The organism is Shewanella sp. GXUN23E (assembly GCF_050865035.1).
GTDB lineage: Bacteria > Pseudomonadota > Gammaproteobacteria > Enterobacterales > Shewanellaceae > Shewanella.
The window spans coordinates 16,520-36,947 of record NZ_JBOZWP010000024.1 but is presented as its reverse complement, the minus strand read 5'-3'; the positions used below and the strand labels follow the sequence as shown (position 1 = coordinate 36,947).

The following is a 20,428-nucleotide window of genomic DNA, read 5'->3' as shown; positions in this document are numbered from 1 at the left end:
CAGATTCGTAAGATAAAAATCAGTGCTTAATAGCGGAAATAGTACGGCGCTCTGCGTGTGGTCAGCGCTTTCGCCAGATGCTCATTTCCGACAAACTGTGCTGGTATTTGCGCCGGGTTTCCCGGATCACAAAGGGGATCTCCCGCACCGCCACCAGTTCAAACTGCACTATCAGTTGTTCCGTCAGGCCTTCAAGGGTCGTGAAGTTCTCGCCGTTGACCTTAATACCGCCCAGCCATTTATCTCTGGGAGTGTATTGCTCCAGCCAGGTATAAGGGGATGACAACACCAGATAGCCGCCGGGCTTGATCCGGTCGCTGATACTGGCAAGAAAACGCGCCGGGTCATTGAGCCTGTCTATCAAATTGGCAGCATACACCAGATCGTAATCGGTGAATCTTGGCTTGAGGTTGCAGGCATCTCCCTGAACAAATTCGATTTTGTCAGCAATATCCTGATAACCAAGCGCCTTCAGACTGATGGATTTGAATTCGACCAACTCCCCTTCGCTGGGGATGGTATATCGCTTCTCTCCCTGTTCAACCAGATCATAGGCCTGCGAGATAAATCGTGCCGAGAAGTCGATGGCATCCACATGATCAAAGGTGCGCGCCAGTTCAAAGCTGGCACGTCCAACAGAGCAGCCAATATCCAGAGCTTTGCGGGTTTGTTTGAGCTGTATCTCCTCCAGCGCTGTAGTGACGCCATGAACACAGAAATTGGCGACATTGAAGTAACTCTTGCCGTAATGAAACTCCAGATACTGGGACACCAGCTCATCGGTTTCGTAGGGATTGACGCTGATGCCGGCGTCGGCAGCTTCGCTGGACTCGACATAACGGAAACCCGCATGCTGATAAAAATGCCGGCGAAACGCATAACGGGCAGAGGCGATGGCTTCGTTACCGGTTGAGATCCAGCTGCCGCCTTTGATGAGATTGTGTTTGCCATCAAATGTCGGGGTGGAAAAGTCATCGTAAAGGGGATGTACTTTGAAGCCGGCATAGCCATCGATAGCCGTTTCTGTCCATTGCCAGACATTGCCGACCAGATCGTAAAATCCCTGCTGCTCAAAGCGGTTCACCGGGCAGGAAGAGGCATAATGGCACAAAGCAATATTGGCCTTTATATCGGCCCACTCGAAGGCTTCGCCCTGGAGTTCCTGCCGTATTTTGTACCATTGGGCTTCACTTGGCAGACGTATCGGCGCCTGCAATTTTTCCGCTTTCCAGTTGCAGAAGGCCTTGGCTTCCAGTTGATTGACTTCTACCGGCCAGTTCAGGGGCAGCGGGATCTCTTCGGTCAGATTGCGTTGCCATATCCGGGAGTCTTGCCGACGCCAGAATCTGGGGTGGGTTGCCTTGCTGAAGGCCAGCCAGGCTTTGCCTTCTTCGCTCCAGAATCTTGGGGTTTGATAGCCACAGTCCTCAACAAATTCCAGATATTCACCATTGGATACCAGATAGCGGCTGGCTCTGAAGTCATTCAGCTCTACCTGACGAACGCCGTATTCATTGTCCCAGCCATAGGTGAGATCTTCCTCGCGCTTCCCCAGGATCACTTTGCCGCTGCTGACACTGATCAACGAATTGTCAGGTGCCGGGCCGACATCCGGGCAAGCAGGCCAGGATGTTGAAGCGGTGACATATTGCAGCGGCAGCTGGCGGATAATGACCGAAGAGGTTTCCAGATGAATACGTTCATGCTCTATCCCCATCAGGATAACCCAGGCGGGAGATTGCTGAGTGATGGGCAGCGTCAGTGGCATATCATCAATCCACTGATTAATGCAGTGTTTAACCTCGTTTCTATAGGCTCTTACTGCCGCAACAGAAGGCCATTGATAATGACGCTCATCGAGATCATCCCAGGACATTTCATCCACGCCAATGGCAAACATGGACTCAAATTCAGGGTTAACCCTGTGCTCGAGATATTTACCCAGCTTGAGTTTGTTGATGAAAAAACTGGCGGTATGGCCGAAATAGAAGATTAGCGGATGACGCAGTGGCTCAGCCTTGAGGTAGTAAGCATCATCGGCGTTTATTACGGAAAACAGCGACTCATAAAGCTCCCAGGTATGATTGAAGCTGGCTTTGAGTTGTTTTCTGACCAAAGACTCATGCTCCGCGCTGAGCCAGAGAGTGTGGTTTAGGGGGGAATATTCCAGCATTGCATCTCCTTGTCACTGCCGGTTTGCGAGTCAAACAAACGCTCACCAACAGTGGTGAAGCCATGTTTGATGCCACCGGGTGAGATCACCATTTATGCTTTAACATCGCAGGGATGACGGCAGATTGCCAGTCTTCCGGTTTCAGTGGGAGAGCAATGAGATGGGGTAAAGAGCAAGGGGATTAGTGACTTCCTCTTTACCCGCGGAGATTAGCGAACGGCCCGCAGTGGGGTTTTGCGGTAGTCGTATTTGTTGTTCAGCGAGTTCAGTTCTGATACTGACAGCTTTACAGTTTGGCCCTGACTTACTTTCTGGGCGGTTGCGTTTACAAAATCAACCACATAAAGGTTGTTGTCGGTGTGCTGATTCACCAGTTGTTCGATCTTGGCAGCGTTGCAATCGTTGCAGATCACAGTATCTGTGCCCTGAGCCACAACTGTACCCGACGCCGCCAGAGCCAACCCGAAAATGACTGACTTGTTTAATAAATTCTTATACATACAAAACTCCTGCTGGTTTGCATACGTGATCTTCGTCACAATTAAAGTCTAGCGTAAACAAAATGTTGCTGTCCAAGGTGTTTTTTGTTGTTGTGAAATTTTTTGCTTGCCATGTTGGATAAAAATCAGGCAGGGAGCAGGTTTGTCGTAAGTGTAAAAAAATGTATCCTGCTGACATTCTCGGCTTGTATATAAGTAGTTGATTGAATTGCTAATATTCTGATATTTGCTGTGGTTTCAGGGTGGGCTTCGTCCGGATTTACTAATATCTGTCATTAAATCATTCGCTTAGGCCTGTTGTATCGGCAGCTTGCCAGCCTGTTGCATAGATCTGGTCGCCAGACAGGCTTTTTTGCTGCCGAGGCTGTGATAGGTTGAATCAGGACATGGAACGAGATGGATTTTGAGGGCAGACAGGTGACGCCAAACAGCAATGCATTTGACCACTGGATCCGCAGCAGATTTGTGGAATTGAATACCGCTCTGGAAACACTTTATTGGCAGCAACAAGACAGAGGCAATGTCGATGGTGTTGGTGATGAGTTGAAGCAGACACTGTTGCAGGAGGGGAATGCCCTGATTGCAGCACTGCTGGCCGAGGGCAATACCGATGAAGGATTTGATTCTGCCTTCGATTTGCTTGGTAATGTGGGCTTGTTTATGGCTGCCTGTCGTCGCCATGACATTACCGAGCCATCACGGGAAACGGTATCACCGCTGCGTGACGCCTCGGCATTGGCAATGCATATCGGCGCCTCCATCGGCGTAACACCAAGATTTGCCACCGCCCATCTGACCACTCACAACCGCGCATTCAATGGTATCTACAAACGCTTTACCAGTCTGGACAGTGAAAAGCTGTTTGTGGATTACAACACCAAAGGCATTCTGGCCTATAAACGCGCAGCTGATGCTCTGTTGAAGTTGCAGGCGCTTGGGATCTCCCATCCGATTGCAGCCGATTTGCTGAAGGTCTGTGCCTGTGCGCTGGAAGATGTGAAGGCTTCCAATCAGGAGTTGTTTGCGCGTCTGGATACTGATGAGTTCTTTTATCAGGTGCGGCCTTACTACAAACCCTATCGCGTCGGCAGCCAGGTGTATCGTGGCGCCAATGCCGGTGATTTTGCCGGTATCAATGTCATCGATATGCTGTTGGGGCTGTGCGTGGCCAATGACCCTGCATATTCCCAGATGCTGGTGGATAAATTCCTGTACATGATGCCTGAGGATCAACAGATCCTGCGTGACTGCATGCGCATGCCCAACTATCTGGATGCCTTCCTCGCTGCGGCGGATAACAGCAGCGACAGCCAGTGGTTTCAGCGCAATCTGGCGCTGTTTCTGCGCGCCTGCGACTGCCATGGTGATACTGCTATCCAGCATCACGACCAACTGGTTGCCAAGTATATTGCCGTGCCGGCTGGTGCCATGGAAGCCCGGCATCTGGATAAGGTGACCGCCAGTGGTCCGCCGCTGCCTGTGCTGCTTGGGGCGCTGGAAAAGCTCAGAGACAGACGCTGCGCGGCGGTACGCAGTGACATTCGCACCCGCCATGAGGATATTGCCAGACTCAGGACTCTGCTGACAGAAAGGAGCGCTGGATGATGGCAGAGTTCCTGGATGACAACTGCCGCGATGCTTTTATTCTGCCTGACGAAACCTACCTGCAGAGCCATTCCGTGGGGCGACCGCTTAAAACGGCGCAGCAGGCTTTTGAGCAGGCATTTTGGGCTCCCTGGCAAACTTCGGGCAAAGAGCCTTGGGGCGAGTGGCTCACGGTCATTGAGGCATTTCGTCAGGCGCTTGGAAAGTTGTATGGCACAGATGCTGATAATTTCTGTCCGCAGGTAAATTTGTCATCTGCGCTCACCAAGGTATTGATGTCTCATCCCCGGCTGTCGCGGGGCGCTGTGGTCCTGATGAGTGAGCAGGATTTTCCCAGCATGGGGTTTGCCATGCAACAGGCGCTGGGGGATGTTGACATTCGTTTTATTGCTGCCGGGCTGGATATCACAGACCCACAGGTATGGGCGGAGCGATTGACGCCTGAGGTGGATCTGGTGTTTGTCAGCCATGTGTATTCCAATACCGGTGAGTGTGCGCCAGTGCTGGATGTTGCTCAAGTAGCGAAAGAAAGAGGCATCATCATGCTTGTGGATGTGGCTCAGTCGGCGGGCATTTTGCCGCTGGAGCTGGATAAGCTCGGTGCGGATTTTGTTCTGGGTTCCTGTGTGAAGTGGCTCTGCGGTGGCCCTGGTGCCGCCTGGTTGTGGGTCAATCCGGCGAGGCTTGATGAGTGTCAGCCCAAAGATGTCGGCTGGTTCAGCCATGAAAATCCCTTTGAATTTGATATCCATCAGTTTCGCTATCATCCCGGCGCATTGCGGTTTTGGGGCGGGACTCCATCTGTAGCGCCCTATGCCATGGCGGCGCACAGCATCAGCTATCTGACGCAGCTTGGGGTGGACAATATCAGGCATCATAACCAGCAACTGCTGGATCTGTTGCATCAGGGATTACCGGGCATGTTGGTCTCTCCCGTTGCGCCGGACAAACGCAGTGGTACCGCCATTATCAATGGCAGGGATAATCAGGCTCTGTTGTTAACACTGAACAGTGCAGGTTTCAGTGTAGATTGTCGCCGCTATGGGCTGAGGATTTCTCCCCATATCTATAACACGCAGGCGGATATCCTGCGGTTGATAGCTGTCATTCAGGAAGCCGAATAAGCAGAGTGCCACTGGCGGCGGCAGATGTGTGCCTTTGTCGTCGGCAGCTGCATTAATTAGTGCATTATGTTTAATTAAACCAATGTGTTAGTTCCAATTCTCACTTCATCAATCAATGGAAAACTGCTAGCGTTAAGTATCTCCAACACTCAGGGATGTGAGCAGTATGGCGAAGCAGATAATCCTCAGCAGCCTTGCCGGTGCGCTGGCTGGTTTTAGTGCAGCCTGGCTGCTGTTGCATGCAGAGCGCTTGCCGCAGGTGCAGCCGGAAGCCGCGGAACAGGCGGCTGCGGTGTCGGCGGAACAACAGGAGCTGGCGCGTCTGCGCCGTGAAGTGCAGATGCAGCAGTTGGAAAATGAGTTGCTGCTGAAGATGGTCAAGGCTGGTCTGAAGGGGGATATTGCTTCCCATATGGAGACCTATCGGCAACTGCCGGGTAGACAGCGTTCTGCAAGTCAGGCACCCACTTCTGCTACCAGTCCCGACATTGAGTCGGGTGACGCCGCCCCGGCCAGTCGTATCGATCCCACCGCCTTTATCGCCCGTATCCAGCAAGCCGATGTCGCCCTGCAAAAGCAGGCACTGCGTGAAGGTTGGGCCTATGACACTCAATTGGCGCAGGCGCGGCGTGAGCTATGGGCGGAGGCCAAAGAAACCCTCAATGAGACGGAATACCAGCAGGGATTGTATGCCGCCGGGATCCCCAACGTACTTTATTTTGGCTCGGCCATGTCTGCTCAGGCGTCAGCGCTTGGACTGCAGTATGGCGATGTACTGACCCATGTTGCCGGCGTCAGAATATTCAATCGGGACGATCTCAGATTACAGCTGGAAAACAGTGGTGAGGCGGCGATGCTGGAGCTGACCTTTTCGCGGCGGGGACAGGCGATCAATGTGCAGCTGGCAGATTTGAACAAAACAATTGAATTGCATGGTGACTCTTTGCCACCGGAAAAACTGGCCACGCTGGGGCAATAGCAGCACATTCTGGCCTACAAGCAAAAGACCCCGCAATGCGGGGTCCTGTAGGAATCAGCCAACAATTACAGGCTGTAGTACATTTCAAACTCCAGTGGGTGAGTGGTGCGGCTCACACGCTCGGCTTCAGCAGTCTTCAGCTTGATGTAGGAATCAATGAAGTCGTTGCTGAATACGCCACCCTTGGTCAGGAACTCACGATCGCTATCCAGTGCCGCCAGAGCAACTTCCAGAGACTCGGCAACAGTTGGGATCTCTGCTGCTTCTTCCGCTGGCAGGTCATACAGATCCTTGTCCATGGCTTCGCCCGGATGGATCTTGTTCTGGATACCGTCCAGACCAGCCATCAGCAGGGCAGCGAAGCCCAGGTATGGGTTGGCAGTTGGATCCGGGAAGCGGGTCTCAATACGACGGGCTTTCGGGCTTGGAACCACAGGGATACGGATAGACGCGGAGCGGTTACGGGCAGAGTAAGCCAGCATTACCGGGGCTTCGAAGTGTGGTACCAAACGCTTGTAGGAGTTGGTGCTTGGGTTGGTGAATGCGTTCAGCGCGCGGGCGTGCTTGATGATACCGCCGATGTAGTACAGCGCAGTTTCAGACAGACCACCGTACTTGTCGCCGGCAAACAGGTTTACGCCATCTTTGGCCAGAGACTGGTGCACGTGCATACCGCTGCCGTTGTCGCCAACGATTGGCTTGGGCATAAAGGTCGCAGTTTTGCCATAGGCGTGAGCCATGTTATGCACCACGTACTTCAACACCTGAATTTCGTCAGCTTTCTTGGTCAGGGTATTGAAGCGGGTCGCAATTTCGTTCTGACCGGCAGTGGCCACTTCGTGGTGGTGGGCTTCAACAACCTGGCCCATCTCTTCCAGTACCAGACACATGGCAGAGCGCAGATCCTGAGAGGAATCCACAGGAGCAACAGGGAAGTAACCGCCTTTCACGAATGGACGGTGACCTGTGTTGCCGTCTTCATAAGATGTGGCAGAGTTCCATGCTGCTTCTTTGGCGTCGATCTTCACGAAGGTACCGCTCATGTCGGTGCCGAAACGTACGTCATCGAACAGGAAGAATTCTGGCTCTGGCCCTACCAATACGGTGTCGGCAATACCGGTGGCACGCAGGTACTCTTCAGCTTTTTTGGCGATGGAGCGTGGGTCACGATCGTAGCCCTGCATGGTGCCTGGCTCGAGGATGTCACAACGGATAATGGCAGTACTTTCTTCGGTGAAAGGATCCAGCAGGAAGGTATCAGGATCTGGCATCAGTACCATGTCTGATTCGTTGATGCCTTTCCAGCCTGCAATGGAGGAGCCGTCAAACATTTTACCGTCTTCGAAGAAGTCAGCATCTACCTGATGGGTAGGAATAGAAACATGCTGCTCTTTACCTTTGGTGTCGGTAAAACGTAAATCCACAAATTTTACTTCGTTGTCTGCCAGTTGTTGTAAAACCGCTTCGTATGACATGCTAAGCCTCCGCTGGGAAAAGGTAGGGTACCTTTAAATCAATATTCTGCTGTGTAGGGCACCAGCTATGTTGCTGGCTTGCTCTTGCGTGCCAAACATAATGCCAGACCTGTGCCAATAATTTAACTACTTGAAAATAAAAGTTTATGTGCTAGGGGTTGCACCAGCTTTAACGCCGGTTGCACCATGTTGGTGCTGCGCTTGCTTTGGTTTGGTGCAATGACCTATGGGTGAACCAAATTAGTGCGCTGAGGCAATGCATGAAAACTGGTTAATTTGTGCACAATTGAAATGTGCAAAAAATAATCCTGTGCGACAATGCGCTGGTGGAGTAGAATACCCCACTTTTTACGACTGTGGCCCCTTTGGGCGGCAGTCGCCCCCTTTGTCTTGACTTGCTCGTCAGCGAGTTTAGACGAAATCCAATTTATTGATGGTAAGAGGTTTATCCGTGCTGGAAAAATTAAGAAACATCGCGATTATCGCGCACGTTGACCATGGTAAGACGACCCTGGTTGACAAGCTGCTGGCGCAGTCAGGCACCCTGGCAACCCGTGGCGAAGCGACTGAGCGGGTGATGGACTCCAACGATCTGGAAAAAGAACGTGGCATCACGATTCTGGCCAAAAACACCGCCATCAAATGGAATGACTACCGCATTAACATCGTAGACACTCCCGGACACGCTGACTTCGGTGGTGAAGTAGAACGTGTTCTGTCTATGGTTGACTCTGTACTGCTGCTGGTTGATGCGCAGGACGGCCCAATGCCACAGACCCGCTTCGTAACCCAAAAAGCCTTTGCTCAGGGTCTGAAGCCTATCGTGGTTATCAACAAGATTGACCGTCCGGGTGCACGCCCAGATTGGGTTATCGATCAGGTATTTGATCTGTTCGACAACCTGGGTGCCACCGATGAGCAGCTGGATTTCCCAATTGTTTACGCCTCTGCGCTGAACGGTTTCGCGTCTCTGGATCCGGATGAGCACAGCGATAACATGACACCACTGTTCCAAACCATCGTTGATCAGGTATCTCCACCTGATGCCGATGCTGAGGGCGCGTTCCAGATGCAGATCTCTCAGCTGGACTACAACTCTTACGTAGGTGTTATCGGTGTTGGTCGTATCAAGCGCGGCAGCGTAAAGACCAACCAGCAGGTGACCATTGTTGGTGCTGATGGCAAAACCCGTAACGGTAAAGTTGGCCAGGTACTGGGTTACATGGGTCTGGATCGCCACGAAGTGGGTGAAGCGCAGGCTGGTGATATCGTGGCCATTACCGGTCTGGGTGAGCTGAAGATCTCCGACACCATCTGTGCTGCCGGTGCGGTTGAAGCCCTGCCTCCGCTGTCTGTTGACGAGCCAACTATGACCATGACCTTCCAGGTGAACACTTCTCCGTTCGCTGGTAAAGAAGGTAAGTACGTGACTTCACGTAACATTCTTGAGCGTCTGGAGCAGGAACTGGTACACAACGTGGCTTTGCGCGTTGAAGAAACCGAAAGCCCTGATCGTTTCCGCGTATCCGGTCGTGGTGAACTGCACCTGTCTATCCTGATCGAAAACATGCGTCGTGAAGGTTATGAGCTGGCGGTATCCCGTCCAGAAGTGATCATCAAGGAAATCGATGGCGAAAAGTGCGAGCCATACGAAACCCTGACCGTTGACGTGGAAGAAGAGCACCAGGGTGGTGTGATCGAGCGTCTGGGTACCCGTAAGGCTGACATGAAAGACATGCAGCTGGATGGTAAAGGTCGTGTGCGTATCGACTTCATCATTCCTAGCCGTGGTTTGATTGGTTTCCAGACTGAGTTCATGACTGCGACTTCCGGTACCGGTCTGATGTACCACAGCTTCGATCACTATGGTCCATACAAGGGCGGTGACATCGGTCAGCGTACCAATGGTGTACTGATCTCTAACGCGACCGGTAAGGCACTGACGTTCGCTCTGTACGGTCTGCAGGATCGCGGTCGTCTGATGATTGGCCACGCCACTGAAGTTTATGAAGGCCAGGTAATCGGTATTCACAGCCGCTCTAACGACCTGACTGTAAACTGTCTGAAAGGTAAGCAGCTGACCAACATGCGTGCTTCCGGTACCGACGAAGCTCAGGTTCTGACGCCACCTATCCTGATGACCCTGGAGCAGGCGCTGGAATTCATCGATGATGACGAACTGGTTGAAGTCACGCCCAAGAGCATTCGTGTGCGTAAGCGCCACCTGACTGAAAACGATCGTAAGCGTGCTTCACGCGCCTGATAGTTGTTAGCCAGTTAAATAAAAACCCGCTGAATAAGCGGGTTTTTTTATACCTTCATAAACTGGACAATCGCTGACCATACATTGGGCCGGATCACTTTCAAATTATCTCCGGGCGAGGAAAACGACAGCGCAACGAGGCTGGCAGTTTGCCTGGAAGGGTAAAGCGGTCGCGGTAGAAAGGCCCTTTCCGCCCTCAGGAACGCTGTCTGTAACCCTTTGCTGGAATAACAAGGATGCCTGCCATCTCTTTGTTATACCGTTGCCCGTGTTGTCGCCTTTGGGAGCCATCAGTAAAGCCGCTGGCAATGTGCTTTACGCTCACATTGCCAACATCATTATACTGCCTTTAATTTGTTACACGGATCAGCGTCAGATACCAATCTTATCCAGATGCTGCATCAAATACAGTCGCAACTCGGCTGGCGTCTGACTTTCCCAGTATCCCAGCAAATAGGCCAGCATCGGCAGGGCAAACAGGATCACCAGCAGCATGATTGCCAGTCCACGGTGGGACAGTCGTTGTCCAGATGGCAGGCTCAGTGCCAGCGCCTCTTTACGTGGGCAGGCCGCGACGCAACGCAAACAGGCCTGACACTCGTCACTGTGCACTGTGGTCAGTTCATCGACCTTGATGCCGACCGGGCAGGCTCTGGTGCATTTGCTGCAGGGAATGCCTTTGAGCTTCTTGATGCACTGGTTCTCATTACGACGAATTTTTAAGGGACTGAGCAGGCTAAGCAGACCAAGCGCCGCCCCGTAAGGGCACAGATAACGGCAGAATGCCTGACGTCGCCAGGCTGCCAGCGACAGTATGACACCAAAACAGATCAGCGTGACTGTACCGGGAGAGACGAAGAAGTGTGCCATTTTTAGATCGGCAACTTTGTGATACTCACCGCCAAGATACATAGGCAACATCTGCACCGGCATGCCGATGACGACGTAAACCAGGAAGGCCAGCAGCAGGTATTTGACCATGCGCAGCGGCCAGTCCAGCCACTTGGGCGGCTCATATTCACCGGGCAGTAATTTGACCCGCAGTTTGTGGATATACTCTCCCGCTAATCCCAGAGGACAGGCCCAGCCACAAAAGGCGCGCTTGCACAGCAATCCGCTGAGTAATACTGCGCCGAGCATTACCGCTGCGGCCGGATGTTCCCGGTCAAAATAACCATATTGGCTGATGGCCCGAACTTCGATGCCACCGGCAATCGGCAGGAATGCATCCAGAATATTGGGACGGGCTATCCAGTCGACCTGCCCGTAATGCTGCAGCAACAGGTGGTAGATGGTGTAGTGCACCGCCGACAGCAGAATAGACAGAGCCAGCAGGTGCTGGATCCAGAATCTGAGTGGATTGATCCTAATCTCGCTGGCAAACAGCTGCGGCCTGGCAAATTTCAATGCCATCAGGGTGAGCAGGGCAATCAACAGGGCGACAAACAGGTGCGGCTGCATGGCGATGACAGTGGCGACAAGCAGGCTGGCCCCGGTGACCAGGGCACCATATTTATGGCCGCTCCAGAAGAGTTGTCCGGCGATATAAACAAGCGCCAGCATCAATGTCAGGGATTCAATCAGTGTCATGGAAAATACAATGGAAAAGGAATCATGCCATTGTGACGCTTTAACCGGGATAAGGTTTTTACGCCTTTAATGAAGTGTGGGAAAGATCTTGTTTTAAAGCCTGTTATTGCCAGAAGTTAGATCAAGGTAAAAGTTGCGATGCAACTTTGGACATGGAACTTTTGATGGCAGCAGCCACGACCATCAGGCGACGGTCATGGTTGCTCCGAGCAGGGCTCAGGACTTGCTGTCGAGCGCCGAGATGAATTTGTTGGACTCGTCAATGGACTTGTTCATTTCTTTAATCAGCCCGGAAATATCTGTTTGCAGGCTGCTGAATTCACCCTTGATGGCGCCGATGGCCTGGGCATTCAGATTATGTTTGAGGTACAGCATGTTGTCTTTCATGGCGGTGAGCACAGGTTGCATTTTAGCCTCTGAACGGCGCATGGTACGCACCAGTTGCTCGTAGTTGCGGCGGGTATCGCGCAGCTTGGTTTCGCTGGATCGGCGCAGACTGGCTTTGCTGATTTCACCGATTTCCTGTTGCCACTCTTCAAACAGAGCCTGGGCAACATCTTCTACCTTGTTGATCCTGTCGCTGACGTTGTCTGCTGCCGTTTGGGCAGATTCGTATTCATCCCGGGCCTTTTCGTAGGCACTTTGCAGATCGCCACCATCATGGTTCAGCAGCGCCTGCATCTCTGCCAGTGCCGAGCTGAATTGCTCTTTGGCCTCTTCCTGAGACTCTTTGGCTGCCTCGACCCGGTCAACCATGATATCCCGTTTGTGGTAGCCGACTTTTTCCATGGCGCTGTAATAAGCGCTTTGGCAACCGGTCAATGTCAGTACCGATGCCGTCAGTACTATGGTCAGTATTTTTTTCATCATTCAGTCCTGGGGTGAATAGCGGGCGGCGTCAATAATACTCCACAGATGGGCGATACCCCCAATGATGGCGGGAATAATCAACCACCAAAGGGCATAGCCACCGAAAGCAAACAGACAAAACAGCAACGCAGGCAGAATGCGTCCCTGCACCAGTTGTCCCAGACCCGGGATAAAAAAGCTGGCAATGGCGGCAATAACGTTGCCGGCAGATCCTTGTTGTGACATGGATAGTATCCTCACACTTGTAAACAAGCTGTTGTGGGCGGTATGGTACGAAGATATCGTCCATGAAGCTAACGAATCAAGACAAAGTCGTGAAAAACAAGATAGATATCGCCCACCTTAAAGGCGTAGCCATAACCTGCTGGCAGTTTATTCTGCACCTGAAAGCGCGTCTGGCAGAGGATCAAATTAATATCAGGGCGGGCCATCTGGCCTATGTCACCCTGTTGTCGCTGGTGCCTATGGTGGCGGTGACAATGTCGATGCTGTCAGCATTCCCGGTGTTCAAAGGTATCCGTACCCAAATAGAGGCATTTATCTACAACAATTTTCTGCCGGCCGCTGGCGAGACAGTGCAGCAGTACATTAATCAGTTTGTCGGCAATGCGTCCAAAGGTACTGCAGTCGGTATTGCCGCACTGGTGGTGGTGGCGATTATGTTGATCTCTGCCATCGATCAGGCGCTCAACAAGATATGGCGGGTGAAGGAGAAGCGCCGGGCAGTGGTGTCCTTTTCTATGTACTGGATGGTGCTGACACTGGGGCCGGTGTTGATGGGGGCCAGTCTGGTTGCGACCTCCTACGTGATATCACTGCAGATCTTCCATGACGCCCACCTGTCAGGCCTGGTGTCGCTGCTGGTTGAGCGTTTGCCGCTGCTGTTTTCAATCGCAGCATTTTTGCTGCTCTATATGGTTGTGCCCAACAAACAGGTGAAGTTCTGGCACGCACTGCTGGGCGCCATTATCGCAGCCCTGTTGTTTGAGCTGACCAAGCGTGGCTTTGCGCTGTACGTTACTCAGTTCCCCAGCTATGAGGCGATTTACGGCGCGCTGGCAACTATTCCGATTTTGTTTGTTTGGGTTTACCTGTCCTGGATTGTGGTATTGCTGGGTGCTGTGATAACGGCTGCACTGCCGGAGTTTGAGCACAGTTTGTTACACCGCCAGGATGTGACCGATGATGCCTGATGCCGTCAGCCGTGAATGGCTTGCTGTAGGGGATGGCCATAGGCTGCATCTGGCCCGCTATGGCAACCCCAATGGCAAACCTGTGCTGTGGCTGCATGGTGGCCCCGGGAGTGGCTGCCTGCCATCGGATATTTCGCTTTGGGATCTGTCTGTATGGCAGGTGATCATGTTGGATCAGCGCGGTGCCGGTTTATCCACGCCGTCGGGTTGTGTCTGTGATAATGATTTTGACACGCTGCTGGCAGATATAGAGCGGGTAAGAGGTCACCTTGGCGTTGACCGGTGGTATATCGCCGGGGGCTCTTTCGGCGCAACACTGGGGTTGCTGTATGCCGGTCAATTCCCAGGGCGGGTTGTTCATGCGTTGCTGTGGGGGGTGTTTATTCCCTCGGCGGCCGGAGTTAACTGGCTGTACGGTGAACATGGTGCTGCGCTGCTGTTTCCGGATGCTTATCATAGGTTTTCCGGTAAATTGCAGCCCAGATTATCTGAGTTGCTGGCCAGCTTCGGCCGGGATTTACATGGCAATGATGCAGAGCGGCGGGATGCCGCGCTGCGCCGCTGGATAAGCTGGGAGGCGGAGCTCTCCATGCCCGGTAACCAGCTGCACTGGGAGTCGACCCGACGTACTCTGGCGATGGCGGCCATTCAGCTCCATTATGCCATTCATCATTACTTCGATGGCCTTTCCCGCTGGCAAAGTATGCTTGGGAACCTGGCTGTTCGCTGTGACATTCTGCAGGGCGAGAATGATTGGGTATGTCCGGCGACCTTGCTCAAACGTGGTTTGCAACCTTTCCCCGCCAATCTGACATTGCGGGTTGTACCGGCGTCTCATCATTCACTGGCCGATCCGCGCATGTTTGCCGCGGTGAAGATGGCGATTGAGCAGATGGCTGGCGCAGGTCGATGTGACCCATTATGATCCCCGTTTTTCCGGTGCCGGTAATGGCGGCGGTTTTGCCAACGAGGAAAGGTCAGTGATAGCGTTAATTCAGCGGGTATCCCGCGCCAGTGTGACTGTGGAGCATCAGGTTATCGGTGCCATAGGGACAGGGCTGTTGGTACTGCTTGGGGTAGAGCAGGGTGACGATTCGGAAAAACTGCGAAAGCTTGCCGACAAGGTAATGAAATACCGGGTGTTCAGTGATGAGGCTGGCAAGATGAATCTGAACGTCAGCCAGGCTGGCGGCAGTCTGTTGGTGGTTTCCCAGTTCACGCTGGCGGCAGACACCAGCCGGGGGCTTCGTCCCAGCTTTTCCGGAGCGGGTACTCCCGCATTGGCAGAGAGCTTGTATCTTGAATTTGTCGGGTATTGCCGGGCGCAGGGGATGCAGGTTGAAACCGGTCAATTTGCGGCAGACATGAAGGTTGAGCTGCTCAACGACGGCCCGGTGACTTTCCATCTACAGGTTTGAAGGCATTAAATATGGATAAGGATATTCAAACACTGCTGAACGAGCTGGCTCATACCTGGCATCAGACTATCCCGGTGAGCCGGTTTATGCAGTTGCAGCCAGTGGATGCCGACAATGGCGTGCTGTCGGTGTCTGCGCCGCTAGAGCCGAATATCAATCTTCACCAATCCATGTTTGCCGGCAGTATTTATACCCTGTGTACCCTGACCGGCTGGGGGGCTGTTTGGCTGGCACAGCAACTGGGAGATGTTGAGGGGGATATCGTTCTTGGCCGAGCAGATATCCGCTATCTGGCGCCTATTGTCAGCGCGCCTGTGGCGTCTGTGAGATTTGACAATATCGATGTCGGCAAATTGCGGCGAGGTCAGAAACTCAAGCAGGAGCTGCAGATTTCACTTAGCTGTGAAGGTATCCCCTGTGCTCAGTTCCGGGGGATCTATGTCAGCCTCCCCATAGTCAACATTTGATGTGCAACTGTTTGTATGGTGTTGATTTATTGTTTCTGATAACCTCTGCATCCACAGTGGGCTCCTGACTGTTCCGTGAACAATTTTCCAGGCATAAGAAGTCTGTGGCAGATTGTTTTTTGGGGAACAACGATTCTTTTTATACGAACATTAGATTGCAATATTGGTAATTTTATTCTGCACAGACTGACAATAGACTGGCCTAAATCATCAAATGAGCCAGATTGGAGCCAGGTATGTCAGAAGTATTGTTCGTAAAATCAAGCATTTTGGGAGATTGGTCGCAGTCTGGCCAGTTGCTGAATCATGCCGAATCTTTGTACCATGATAAAGGCGTCAGTGTGACGGTCCGGGATCTGGTTGCCAGCCCTTTGCCAGTGCTTGATGGCGAATTGGTGATGGGATTGCGGGGCGGAGATTCGCTCAGTGAGCGTCAACGCGAGGCGCTGGTATTGTCGGATGAATTGATTGCTGAAATCCAGGGGCACAATACTTTGGTGATAGCTGCGCCCATGTACAACTTTGGCGTACCTGTACAACTGAAAAGCTGGATAGACCTTATCTGTCGTGCAGGCGTGACATTTCGCTACACAGATACAGGTCCGCAGGGGCTCATTCAGGGCAAGAACGTCATCCTGGTGACGACCCGGGGCGGGATCCATCAGGGAGCGGCGACGGATCATGTTGTGCCCTACCTGAAGACTGTATTGAATTTTATAGGTATTAACGATATTGATGTCGTTTATGCCGAAGCATTAAACATGGATGGGGAACAGGCAAAGGCCAGCATGAAGCAGGCTGCAAACGAGCTGGAAGCCCTCATCAATCAGGCTGATTAAGCCTTTTTGGTTTCAGAGCCATTTATACCATCATCAACCCTGTTCAAAGTTAGTGTTACATTAATTCTGAACCTTGGCTCTACACGCTGCCCGAGTAATCGGGCAGCGTTTTTTCTTTCTGTCAGGCCAGAGTCGCCTTTAGCTGCTCCAGTGAGCCGCCGTTGGCCAACTGAGTAAAACCCTGCTCCCTGAGCAGATTGATTGCCATCTGTGCACGAATACCTTTGCCGCAATAGAAGATCCGTGGTGTTGATTTGTCAGTGATTTGCCGGGCCCAGTCGGCCAGTTGATCTAGGGGAATATTGCAGGCACCCGGATAGTGGGCCATTGCAAACTCCGCTTCTCCTCTGACATCGATAATCTGACATTGATTGCCGACCCATTGTCTACATGTTGCCGGACTGGTCAGCTCGACTTCAACGGGAGGTATGGATTGCATATCTCACTCCTTCATTGTTGGATACAGTGTTGTGATTTTTGATTAGATTATTCTAATGAATTGTTGGGTTCAAGCCGAAATTTGACCAAAAAAAAGGAGCCCAAGGCTCCTTTCAGGCAAAGTCAGTCTGTTACTGGGCCGTCAGCTGTGCCTTGAGCTTCTTTAATACCGCTTTGACTTTACGGCTGTTTTCCGGTCCCATGCGGATCATCAGTTTCTGAGCTGCAGGCAGTGCCTCCAGTTCAGGGTCCACAAATTGATAGTTAACACTGATGGTATTCAGTTCAATGGGATCTTCGATCACAGGTGCTGCCAGCATCTGGTCGATAGCCTGAGTCACCCGCTCGTTGAAGTCGGTATTCTGATATCCCAGCTCGTCGAACGCTTCATTCAGCAGTGGTTGCAGTTTGTCATAAGTGGCGACCAATTGCTGTTCATCCAGACTGGAAAGAAAATCGGCATACACATCGTATCTGTGGTAACTGTCCGGATTCAGATATGTCTTGTCAGTGATATCAGTGACGGTGAATATCTGGCTTGGGCCCTTGAGCGGGCTGACTTTTCTGGCCAGTTCCCCCTGAGCCAGATTGTCGACAAACACCACAAACTGGCGTGCCATATTCTGGGTAACCAGCAACTTGCTGATATCCATGCCATCAGCCAATTTCAGGGTTTTGTCTTCAATAAAAGTATCACTGTCATTCAGACTGGGCAGCGGCTCGCTCGCCGGTGCAGCCGGCGTCTGAGGTTCTGGCTGGGGATGGGGCACCGGCGTTGGTTCTGGCTCTGGTACCGCTTCTGCCACCGGCAGTGGCTCTGGTGGAGCCTGCTCCGGCAGGGTGATTTCCTCTACCGTAATTTCCGGCTCGGGAGCCGAGTCTTTGCTGAAATAGAAATACGCGCCGCCCGAGAGCAGCAGCACCAGGATTATTGCGATAATCGCGACGCCATTGGTGCCAGAGGATTTCTCCTGCGGGGCCAATCTGTCTTCATTATTGACTTGCATGTTACTTCCTTAGCTGTTGTGTCGGCCGCAGGCCATCACAGGTAATAAACTGAAAACACGCAAACTGCGGGATTTCATTCTGCCAAAATTCCCCAGGGATGCCTACCAGGGCTAACGGCAATTAATCTGCACTATTACGCCTGAACGAATTGTTCCCTGTCACCGAGCCAGCGATAGATGATGGCGTCGACATTGTCCGGTGCCTGTTCCATCACATGCCGTGCGAGTTTCTGTATATGCGGGATAAGCGCTTGATCCCTGACCAGATCAGCAATTTTCATATCGGCAATACCGGTTTGCTTGGTACCCAGCACTTCACCCGGTCCGCGGATCTCCAGATCCTGCTGGGCGATCACAAAGCCGTCGTTGCTCTGGCGCAGTACGCCCAGACGCTTGGTGGCGGTGACGGACAGCGGTGGTTTGTACAGCAGAACGCAGTGGCTGGCCACCGCGCCCCGGCCGACCCGACCCCGTAATTGATGCAGTTGTGCCAGACCCAGTCGTTCCGGGTTTTCGATAATCATCAAACTGGCATTGGGTACATCTACCCCTACTTCAATGACAGTGGTTGCCACCAAAAGGTTCAATTTACCGGCTTTGAATTCATCCATGACAGCCTGCTTGTCAGCCGCTTTCATGCGCCCGTGCACCAGGCCTATCTGCAGTTGCGGCAGCGCCAACTTCAGCTCCGCAGCTGTATCCTCTGCCGCCTGACACTCCAACACCTCGGACTCTTCAATCAGGGTGCAGACCCAATAGGCTTGGCGGTTATCATTCAGCGCCGCCTGCCTGACCCGCTCGATCACTTCCTGGCGACGGGAGTCGGCAATCGCGACAGTCGTAACTGGGGTGCGGCCCGGCGGCAACTCATCGATCACCGACGTGTCAAGGTCGGCATAGGCCGTCATCGCCAGGGTTCTGGGAATAGGTGTGGCGGTCATGATCAGCTGGTGTGGCTGGAATCCCTGACTGGCGCCTTTTTCCCTGAGCCCAAGTCGCTGATGAACACCAAATCTGTGTTGTTCATCAATGATGATCAGTGCCAGTTTGTGAAAGTTCACCTGTTCCTGAAAAATGGCATGAGTGCCCACCACCATGGCCGCATGACCTGAAGCGATGTCTTCCAGTGCCTGAGTTCTGGCCTTGCCCTTGAGTTTGCCCGCCAGCCAGCCGACGTGAATACCCAAAGGCTCAAACCATTGTTGAAAATTGGTGGCGTGCTGCTCGGCCAGCAGCTCGGTTGGCGCCATCATGGCGACCTGATAGCCGCTTTCAATTGCCTGCAGCGCGGCCATGGCGGCGACCAGGGTTTTACCAGATCCCACATCGCCCTGCACCAGTCGCATCATGGGCGTTGGCTTTTCAATATCTGTGGTGATGTCCTTCACTACCCTTTGCTGGGCGTTGGTCGGTTTGAAGGGTAACGACGCCAGAAATGGGGTGAGCAATTGGCCTGTGGCCCGCAGTACAACGGCTTTGTCCTGATTACTGCGCTGACGCAGCTTGAGCATGGACAGGTTGTGGGCCAGCAGCTCTTCCTGCACCAGTCGCAGCTGTGCCGGATGTTGCCCCTGCTCCAGTTGAAACACAGAAATATCCACCGGAGGCCGGTGCAGCAAACGAATGGCGTCAGCCAGGCTGATGCCACCGGGTTGCAGCGCTGGCGGCAACAGCTCCTGCAGATTATCGTCGCTGAGCATCGAGAGGGCCTGATCCGTGAGTTTTATCCAGCCAGCCTGCTTAACGCCCTCGGTAGTGGGGTAGACGGGAGTGAGAGTCTCCTGCAGTACCGGTGAGTCTCCGGGCTGGGTCAGTTTGTATTCCGGGTGGATGATTTCCAACTGATGCATGCCGGTACGGATTTCGCCATAAGCACGAATTGTCATACCGGTTTGCAGACCGTTACGCTGCGCCATGGAGAAATTAAAAAAACGCAGGGTCAGGGCGCCGGAATCATCACGCACATTGCAGATCAGCATGCGCTTGCGACCGTTGATTATCTGGGTCGACTGGATTTGTGCTTCAACGGTGGCATAGCTGCCGGGGATTAAATCGGCAATCGGGAAAATGCGGGTGCGATCTTCATAACGCGCAGGCAGATGAAACAGCACATCCTGAACTGTGTGGATACCCAGCTTGGCCAGTCGCTCAGCCATTTTGGCGGCGACACCTTTGAGTTCTGTAATGGGGATAAGATCCAGCCGCTGCAAGGCGTTAGCACTCAATTACTGTGAATTTATACATATACTATCAGACACTGGGCTCAAGGCAATGGCGTAAAAGCCATCACAGCCCGAAGGAGAGTCAATTCCGTCGCGGTATATAAAAAACGGGCGCCAGGGCGCCCGTTTCATTTGGTTTATCGTTTATACCAACCTCATTAATCGTTTGATTAATTCAGCACGTGTCAGGGATTCTGATTCAATGAACTTACCTCAAGCGCATTGAGCTCCCGCTGAAACAGATCAACGATTAAATGAAATTGGT

Annotated in this window: 18 protein-coding genes; 9 read left to right on the top strand and 9 right to left on the bottom strand. The window is 52.6% G+C overall.

Features of this window, described 5'->3' with window-relative positions; genetic code table 11:
- Positions 1 to 61: 61 nt before the first annotated feature.
- Both ovoA and ACRRUX_RS17400 read right to left on the bottom strand, forming a co-directional pair.
- Positions 62 to 2,173, bottom strand: a complete 2,112-nt coding sequence (gene ovoA, locus ACRRUX_RS17405; RefSeq protein WP_432532666.1) for a 5-histidylcysteine sulfoxide synthase — start codon at positions 2,171 to 2,173, stop codon at positions 62 to 64.
- A gap of 209 nt (positions 2,174 to 2,382) precedes the next feature.
- Positions 2,383 to 2,673 (bottom strand): hypothetical protein, encoded by a 291-nt coding sequence (locus ACRRUX_RS17400; RefSeq protein ID WP_432532664.1) that lies wholly within the window; start codon positions 2,671 to 2,673, stop codon positions 2,383 to 2,385.
- A gap of 396 nt (positions 2,674 to 3,069) precedes the next feature.
- Here ACRRUX_RS17400 and ACRRUX_RS17395 point away from each other — a divergent pair, with 396 nt between their 5' ends.
- From ACRRUX_RS17395 to ACRRUX_RS17385, 3 genes are all read left to right on the top strand, one after another.
- Entirely contained in the window at positions 3,070 to 4,278 is a 1,209-nt protein-coding gene (locus ACRRUX_RS17395; RefSeq protein WP_432532662.1) for a PrnB family protein, read from the top strand.
- Positions 4,275 to 5,402 (top strand): aminotransferase class V-fold PLP-dependent enzyme, encoded by a 1,128-nt coding sequence (locus tag ACRRUX_RS17390; RefSeq protein WP_432532660.1) that lies wholly within the window; start codon positions 4,275 to 4,277, stop codon positions 5,400 to 5,402. Before ACRRUX_RS17395 ends, ACRRUX_RS17390 begins: the two co-directional genes overlap by 4 nt.
- Before the next feature lie 166 nt (positions 5,403 to 5,568).
- On the top strand, positions 5,569 to 6,381 hold the full coding sequence (locus ACRRUX_RS17385) for a hypothetical protein (protein ID WP_432532658.1): 813 nt from the start codon (positions 5,569 to 5,571) through the stop codon (positions 6,379 to 6,381).
- 65 nt (positions 6,382 to 6,446) lie between these two features.
- On the opposite strand, the gene glnA is transcribed toward ACRRUX_RS17385, so the two are convergent.
- Complete coding sequence (gene glnA / locus ACRRUX_RS17380) at positions 6,447 to 7,856, bottom strand: glutamate--ammonia ligase (RefSeq protein ID WP_432532656.1); 1,410 nt, start codon at positions 7,854 to 7,856, stop codon at positions 6,447 to 6,449.
- Between the two features lie 451 nt (positions 7,857 to 8,307).
- Between glnA and typA the strand changes: the two genes are divergently transcribed.
- On the top strand, positions 8,308 to 10,119 hold the full coding sequence (gene typA / locus ACRRUX_RS17375) for a translational GTPase TypA (RefSeq protein WP_432532654.1): 1,812 nt from the start codon (positions 8,308 to 8,310) through the stop codon (positions 10,117 to 10,119).
- Positions 10,120 to 10,491: 372 nt separating this feature from the next.
- Here typA and ACRRUX_RS17370 read toward each other — a convergent pair whose 3' ends face one another.
- The 3 genes from ACRRUX_RS17370 to ACRRUX_RS17360 form a co-directional block, all read right to left on the bottom strand.
- Complete coding sequence (locus ACRRUX_RS17370; RefSeq protein ID WP_432532652.1) at positions 10,492 to 11,709, bottom strand: 4Fe-4S binding protein; 1,218 nt, start codon at positions 11,707 to 11,709, stop codon at positions 10,492 to 10,494.
- A gap of 216 nt (positions 11,710 to 11,925) precedes the next feature.
- Positions 11,926 to 12,576: a DUF2959 domain-containing protein gene (locus ACRRUX_RS17365; RefSeq protein WP_432532770.1), complete on the bottom strand. Its 651-nt coding sequence runs from the start codon at positions 12,574 to 12,576 to the stop codon at positions 11,926 to 11,928.
- Between the two features lie 3 nt (positions 12,577 to 12,579).
- The gene (locus ACRRUX_RS17360; RefSeq protein WP_432532650.1) at positions 12,580 to 12,804 is read right to left on the bottom strand and encodes a hypothetical protein; all 225 of its coding nucleotides are present in this window, start codon (positions 12,802 to 12,804) and stop codon (positions 12,580 to 12,582) included.
- 89 nt (positions 12,805 to 12,893) lie between these two features.
- Between ACRRUX_RS17360 and ACRRUX_RS17355 the strand changes: the two genes are divergently transcribed.
- The 5 genes from ACRRUX_RS17355 to ACRRUX_RS17335 all read left to right on the top strand — a co-directional run bounded on the left by ACRRUX_RS17355 (position 12,894) and on the right by ACRRUX_RS17335 (position 16,496).
- Positions 12,894 to 13,772 carry a virulence factor BrkB family protein gene (locus ACRRUX_RS17355; RefSeq protein ID WP_432532768.1) on the top strand — a complete coding sequence of 293 codons (879 nt, stop codon included), beginning with the start codon at positions 12,894 to 12,896 and terminating at the stop codon, positions 13,770 to 13,772.
- Positions 13,762 to 14,697 carry an alpha/beta fold hydrolase gene (locus ACRRUX_RS17350; protein ID WP_432532648.1) on the top strand — a complete coding sequence of 312 codons (936 nt, stop codon included), beginning with the start codon at positions 13,762 to 13,764 and terminating at the stop codon, positions 14,695 to 14,697. The genes ACRRUX_RS17355 and ACRRUX_RS17350 overlap by 11 nt, the downstream gene beginning before the upstream one ends.
- A 55-nt stretch (positions 14,698 to 14,752) precedes the next feature.
- Positions 14,753 to 15,190, top strand: a complete 438-nt coding sequence (gene dtd / locus ACRRUX_RS17345) for a D-aminoacyl-tRNA deacylase (protein ID WP_432532766.1) — start codon at positions 14,753 to 14,755, stop codon at positions 15,188 to 15,190.
- Between the two features lie 11 nt (positions 15,191 to 15,201).
- A complete protein-coding gene (locus ACRRUX_RS17340) occupies positions 15,202 to 15,657 on the top strand; it encodes a YiiD C-terminal domain-containing protein (RefSeq protein WP_432532646.1) in 456 nt (151 codons plus the stop codon).
- Between the two features lie 236 nt (positions 15,658 to 15,893).
- Positions 15,894 to 16,496, top strand: coding sequence for an FMN-dependent NADH-azoreductase (locus ACRRUX_RS17335; protein ID WP_432532644.1), 603 nt, complete (start codon positions 15,894 to 15,896; stop codon positions 16,494 to 16,496).
- Between the two features lie 121 nt (positions 16,497 to 16,617).
- On the opposite strand, the gene ACRRUX_RS17330 is transcribed toward ACRRUX_RS17335, so the two are convergent.
- The 3 genes from ACRRUX_RS17330 to recG form a co-directional block, all read right to left on the bottom strand.
- Positions 16,618 to 16,935, bottom strand: a complete 318-nt coding sequence (locus ACRRUX_RS17330; RefSeq protein ID WP_432532642.1) for a rhodanese-like domain-containing protein — start codon at positions 16,933 to 16,935, stop codon at positions 16,618 to 16,620.
- Positions 16,936 to 17,065: 130 nt separating this feature from the next.
- Positions 17,066 to 17,941 carry a DUF3014 domain-containing protein gene (locus tag ACRRUX_RS17325; protein WP_432532640.1) on the bottom strand — a complete coding sequence of 292 codons (876 nt, stop codon included), beginning with the start codon at positions 17,939 to 17,941 and terminating at the stop codon, positions 17,066 to 17,068.
- A 134-nt stretch (positions 17,942 to 18,075) separates the two neighbouring features.
- Positions 18,076 to 20,166 carry an ATP-dependent DNA helicase RecG gene (recG, locus tag ACRRUX_RS17320; protein WP_432532638.1) on the bottom strand — a complete coding sequence of 697 codons (2,091 nt, stop codon included), beginning with the start codon at positions 20,164 to 20,166 and terminating at the stop codon, positions 18,076 to 18,078.
- Positions 20,167 to 20,428 lie beyond the last annotated feature (262 nt).

Excerpts from the sequence above, each read along its gene's own strand:
- ovoA (WP_432532666.1), bottom strand. The coding sequence starts at position 2,173 with ATGCTGGAATATTCCCCCCTAAACCACACTCTCTGGCTCAGCGCGGAG.
- ACRRUX_RS17400 (WP_432532664.1), bottom strand. The coding sequence starts at position 2,673 with ATGTATAAGAATTTATTAAACAAGTCAGTCATTTTCGGGTTGGCTCTG.
- ACRRUX_RS17395 (WP_432532662.1), top strand. The coding sequence starts at position 3,070 with ATGGATTTTGAGGGCAGACAGGTGACGCCAAACAGCAATGCATTTGAC.
- ACRRUX_RS17390 (WP_432532660.1), top strand. The coding sequence starts at position 4,275 with ATGATGGCAGAGTTCCTGGATGACAACTGCCGCGATGCTTTTATTCTG.
- ACRRUX_RS17385 (WP_432532658.1), top strand. The coding sequence starts at position 5,569 with ATGGCGAAGCAGATAATCCTCAGCAGCCTTGCCGGTGCGCTGGCTGGT.
- glnA (WP_432532656.1), bottom strand. The coding sequence starts at position 7,856 with ATGTCATACGAAGCGGTTTTACAACAACTGGCAGACAACGAAGTAAAA.
- ACRRUX_RS17370 (WP_432532652.1), bottom strand. The coding sequence starts at position 11,709 with ATGACACTGATTGAATCCCTGACATTGATGCTGGCGCTTGTTTATATC.
- ACRRUX_RS17365 (WP_432532770.1), bottom strand. The coding sequence starts at position 12,576 with ATGAAAAAAATACTGACCATAGTACTGACGGCATCGGTACTGACATTG.
- ACRRUX_RS17360 (WP_432532650.1), bottom strand. The coding sequence starts at position 12,804 with ATGTCACAACAAGGATCTGCCGGCAACGTTATTGCCGCCATTGCCAGC.
- ACRRUX_RS17350 (WP_432532648.1), top strand. The coding sequence starts at position 13,762 with ATGATGCCTGATGCCGTCAGCCGTGAATGGCTTGCTGTAGGGGATGGC.
- ACRRUX_RS17340 (WP_432532646.1), top strand. The coding sequence starts at position 15,202 with ATGGATAAGGATATTCAAACACTGCTGAACGAGCTGGCTCATACCTGG.
- ACRRUX_RS17335 (WP_432532644.1), top strand. The coding sequence starts at position 15,894 with ATGTCAGAAGTATTGTTCGTAAAATCAAGCATTTTGGGAGATTGGTCG.
- ACRRUX_RS17330 (WP_432532642.1), bottom strand. The coding sequence starts at position 16,935 with ATGCAATCCATACCTCCCGTTGAAGTCGAGCTGACCAGTCCGGCAACA.
- ACRRUX_RS17325 (WP_432532640.1), bottom strand. The coding sequence starts at position 17,941 with ATGCAAGTCAATAATGAAGACAGATTGGCCCCGCAGGAGAAATCCTCT.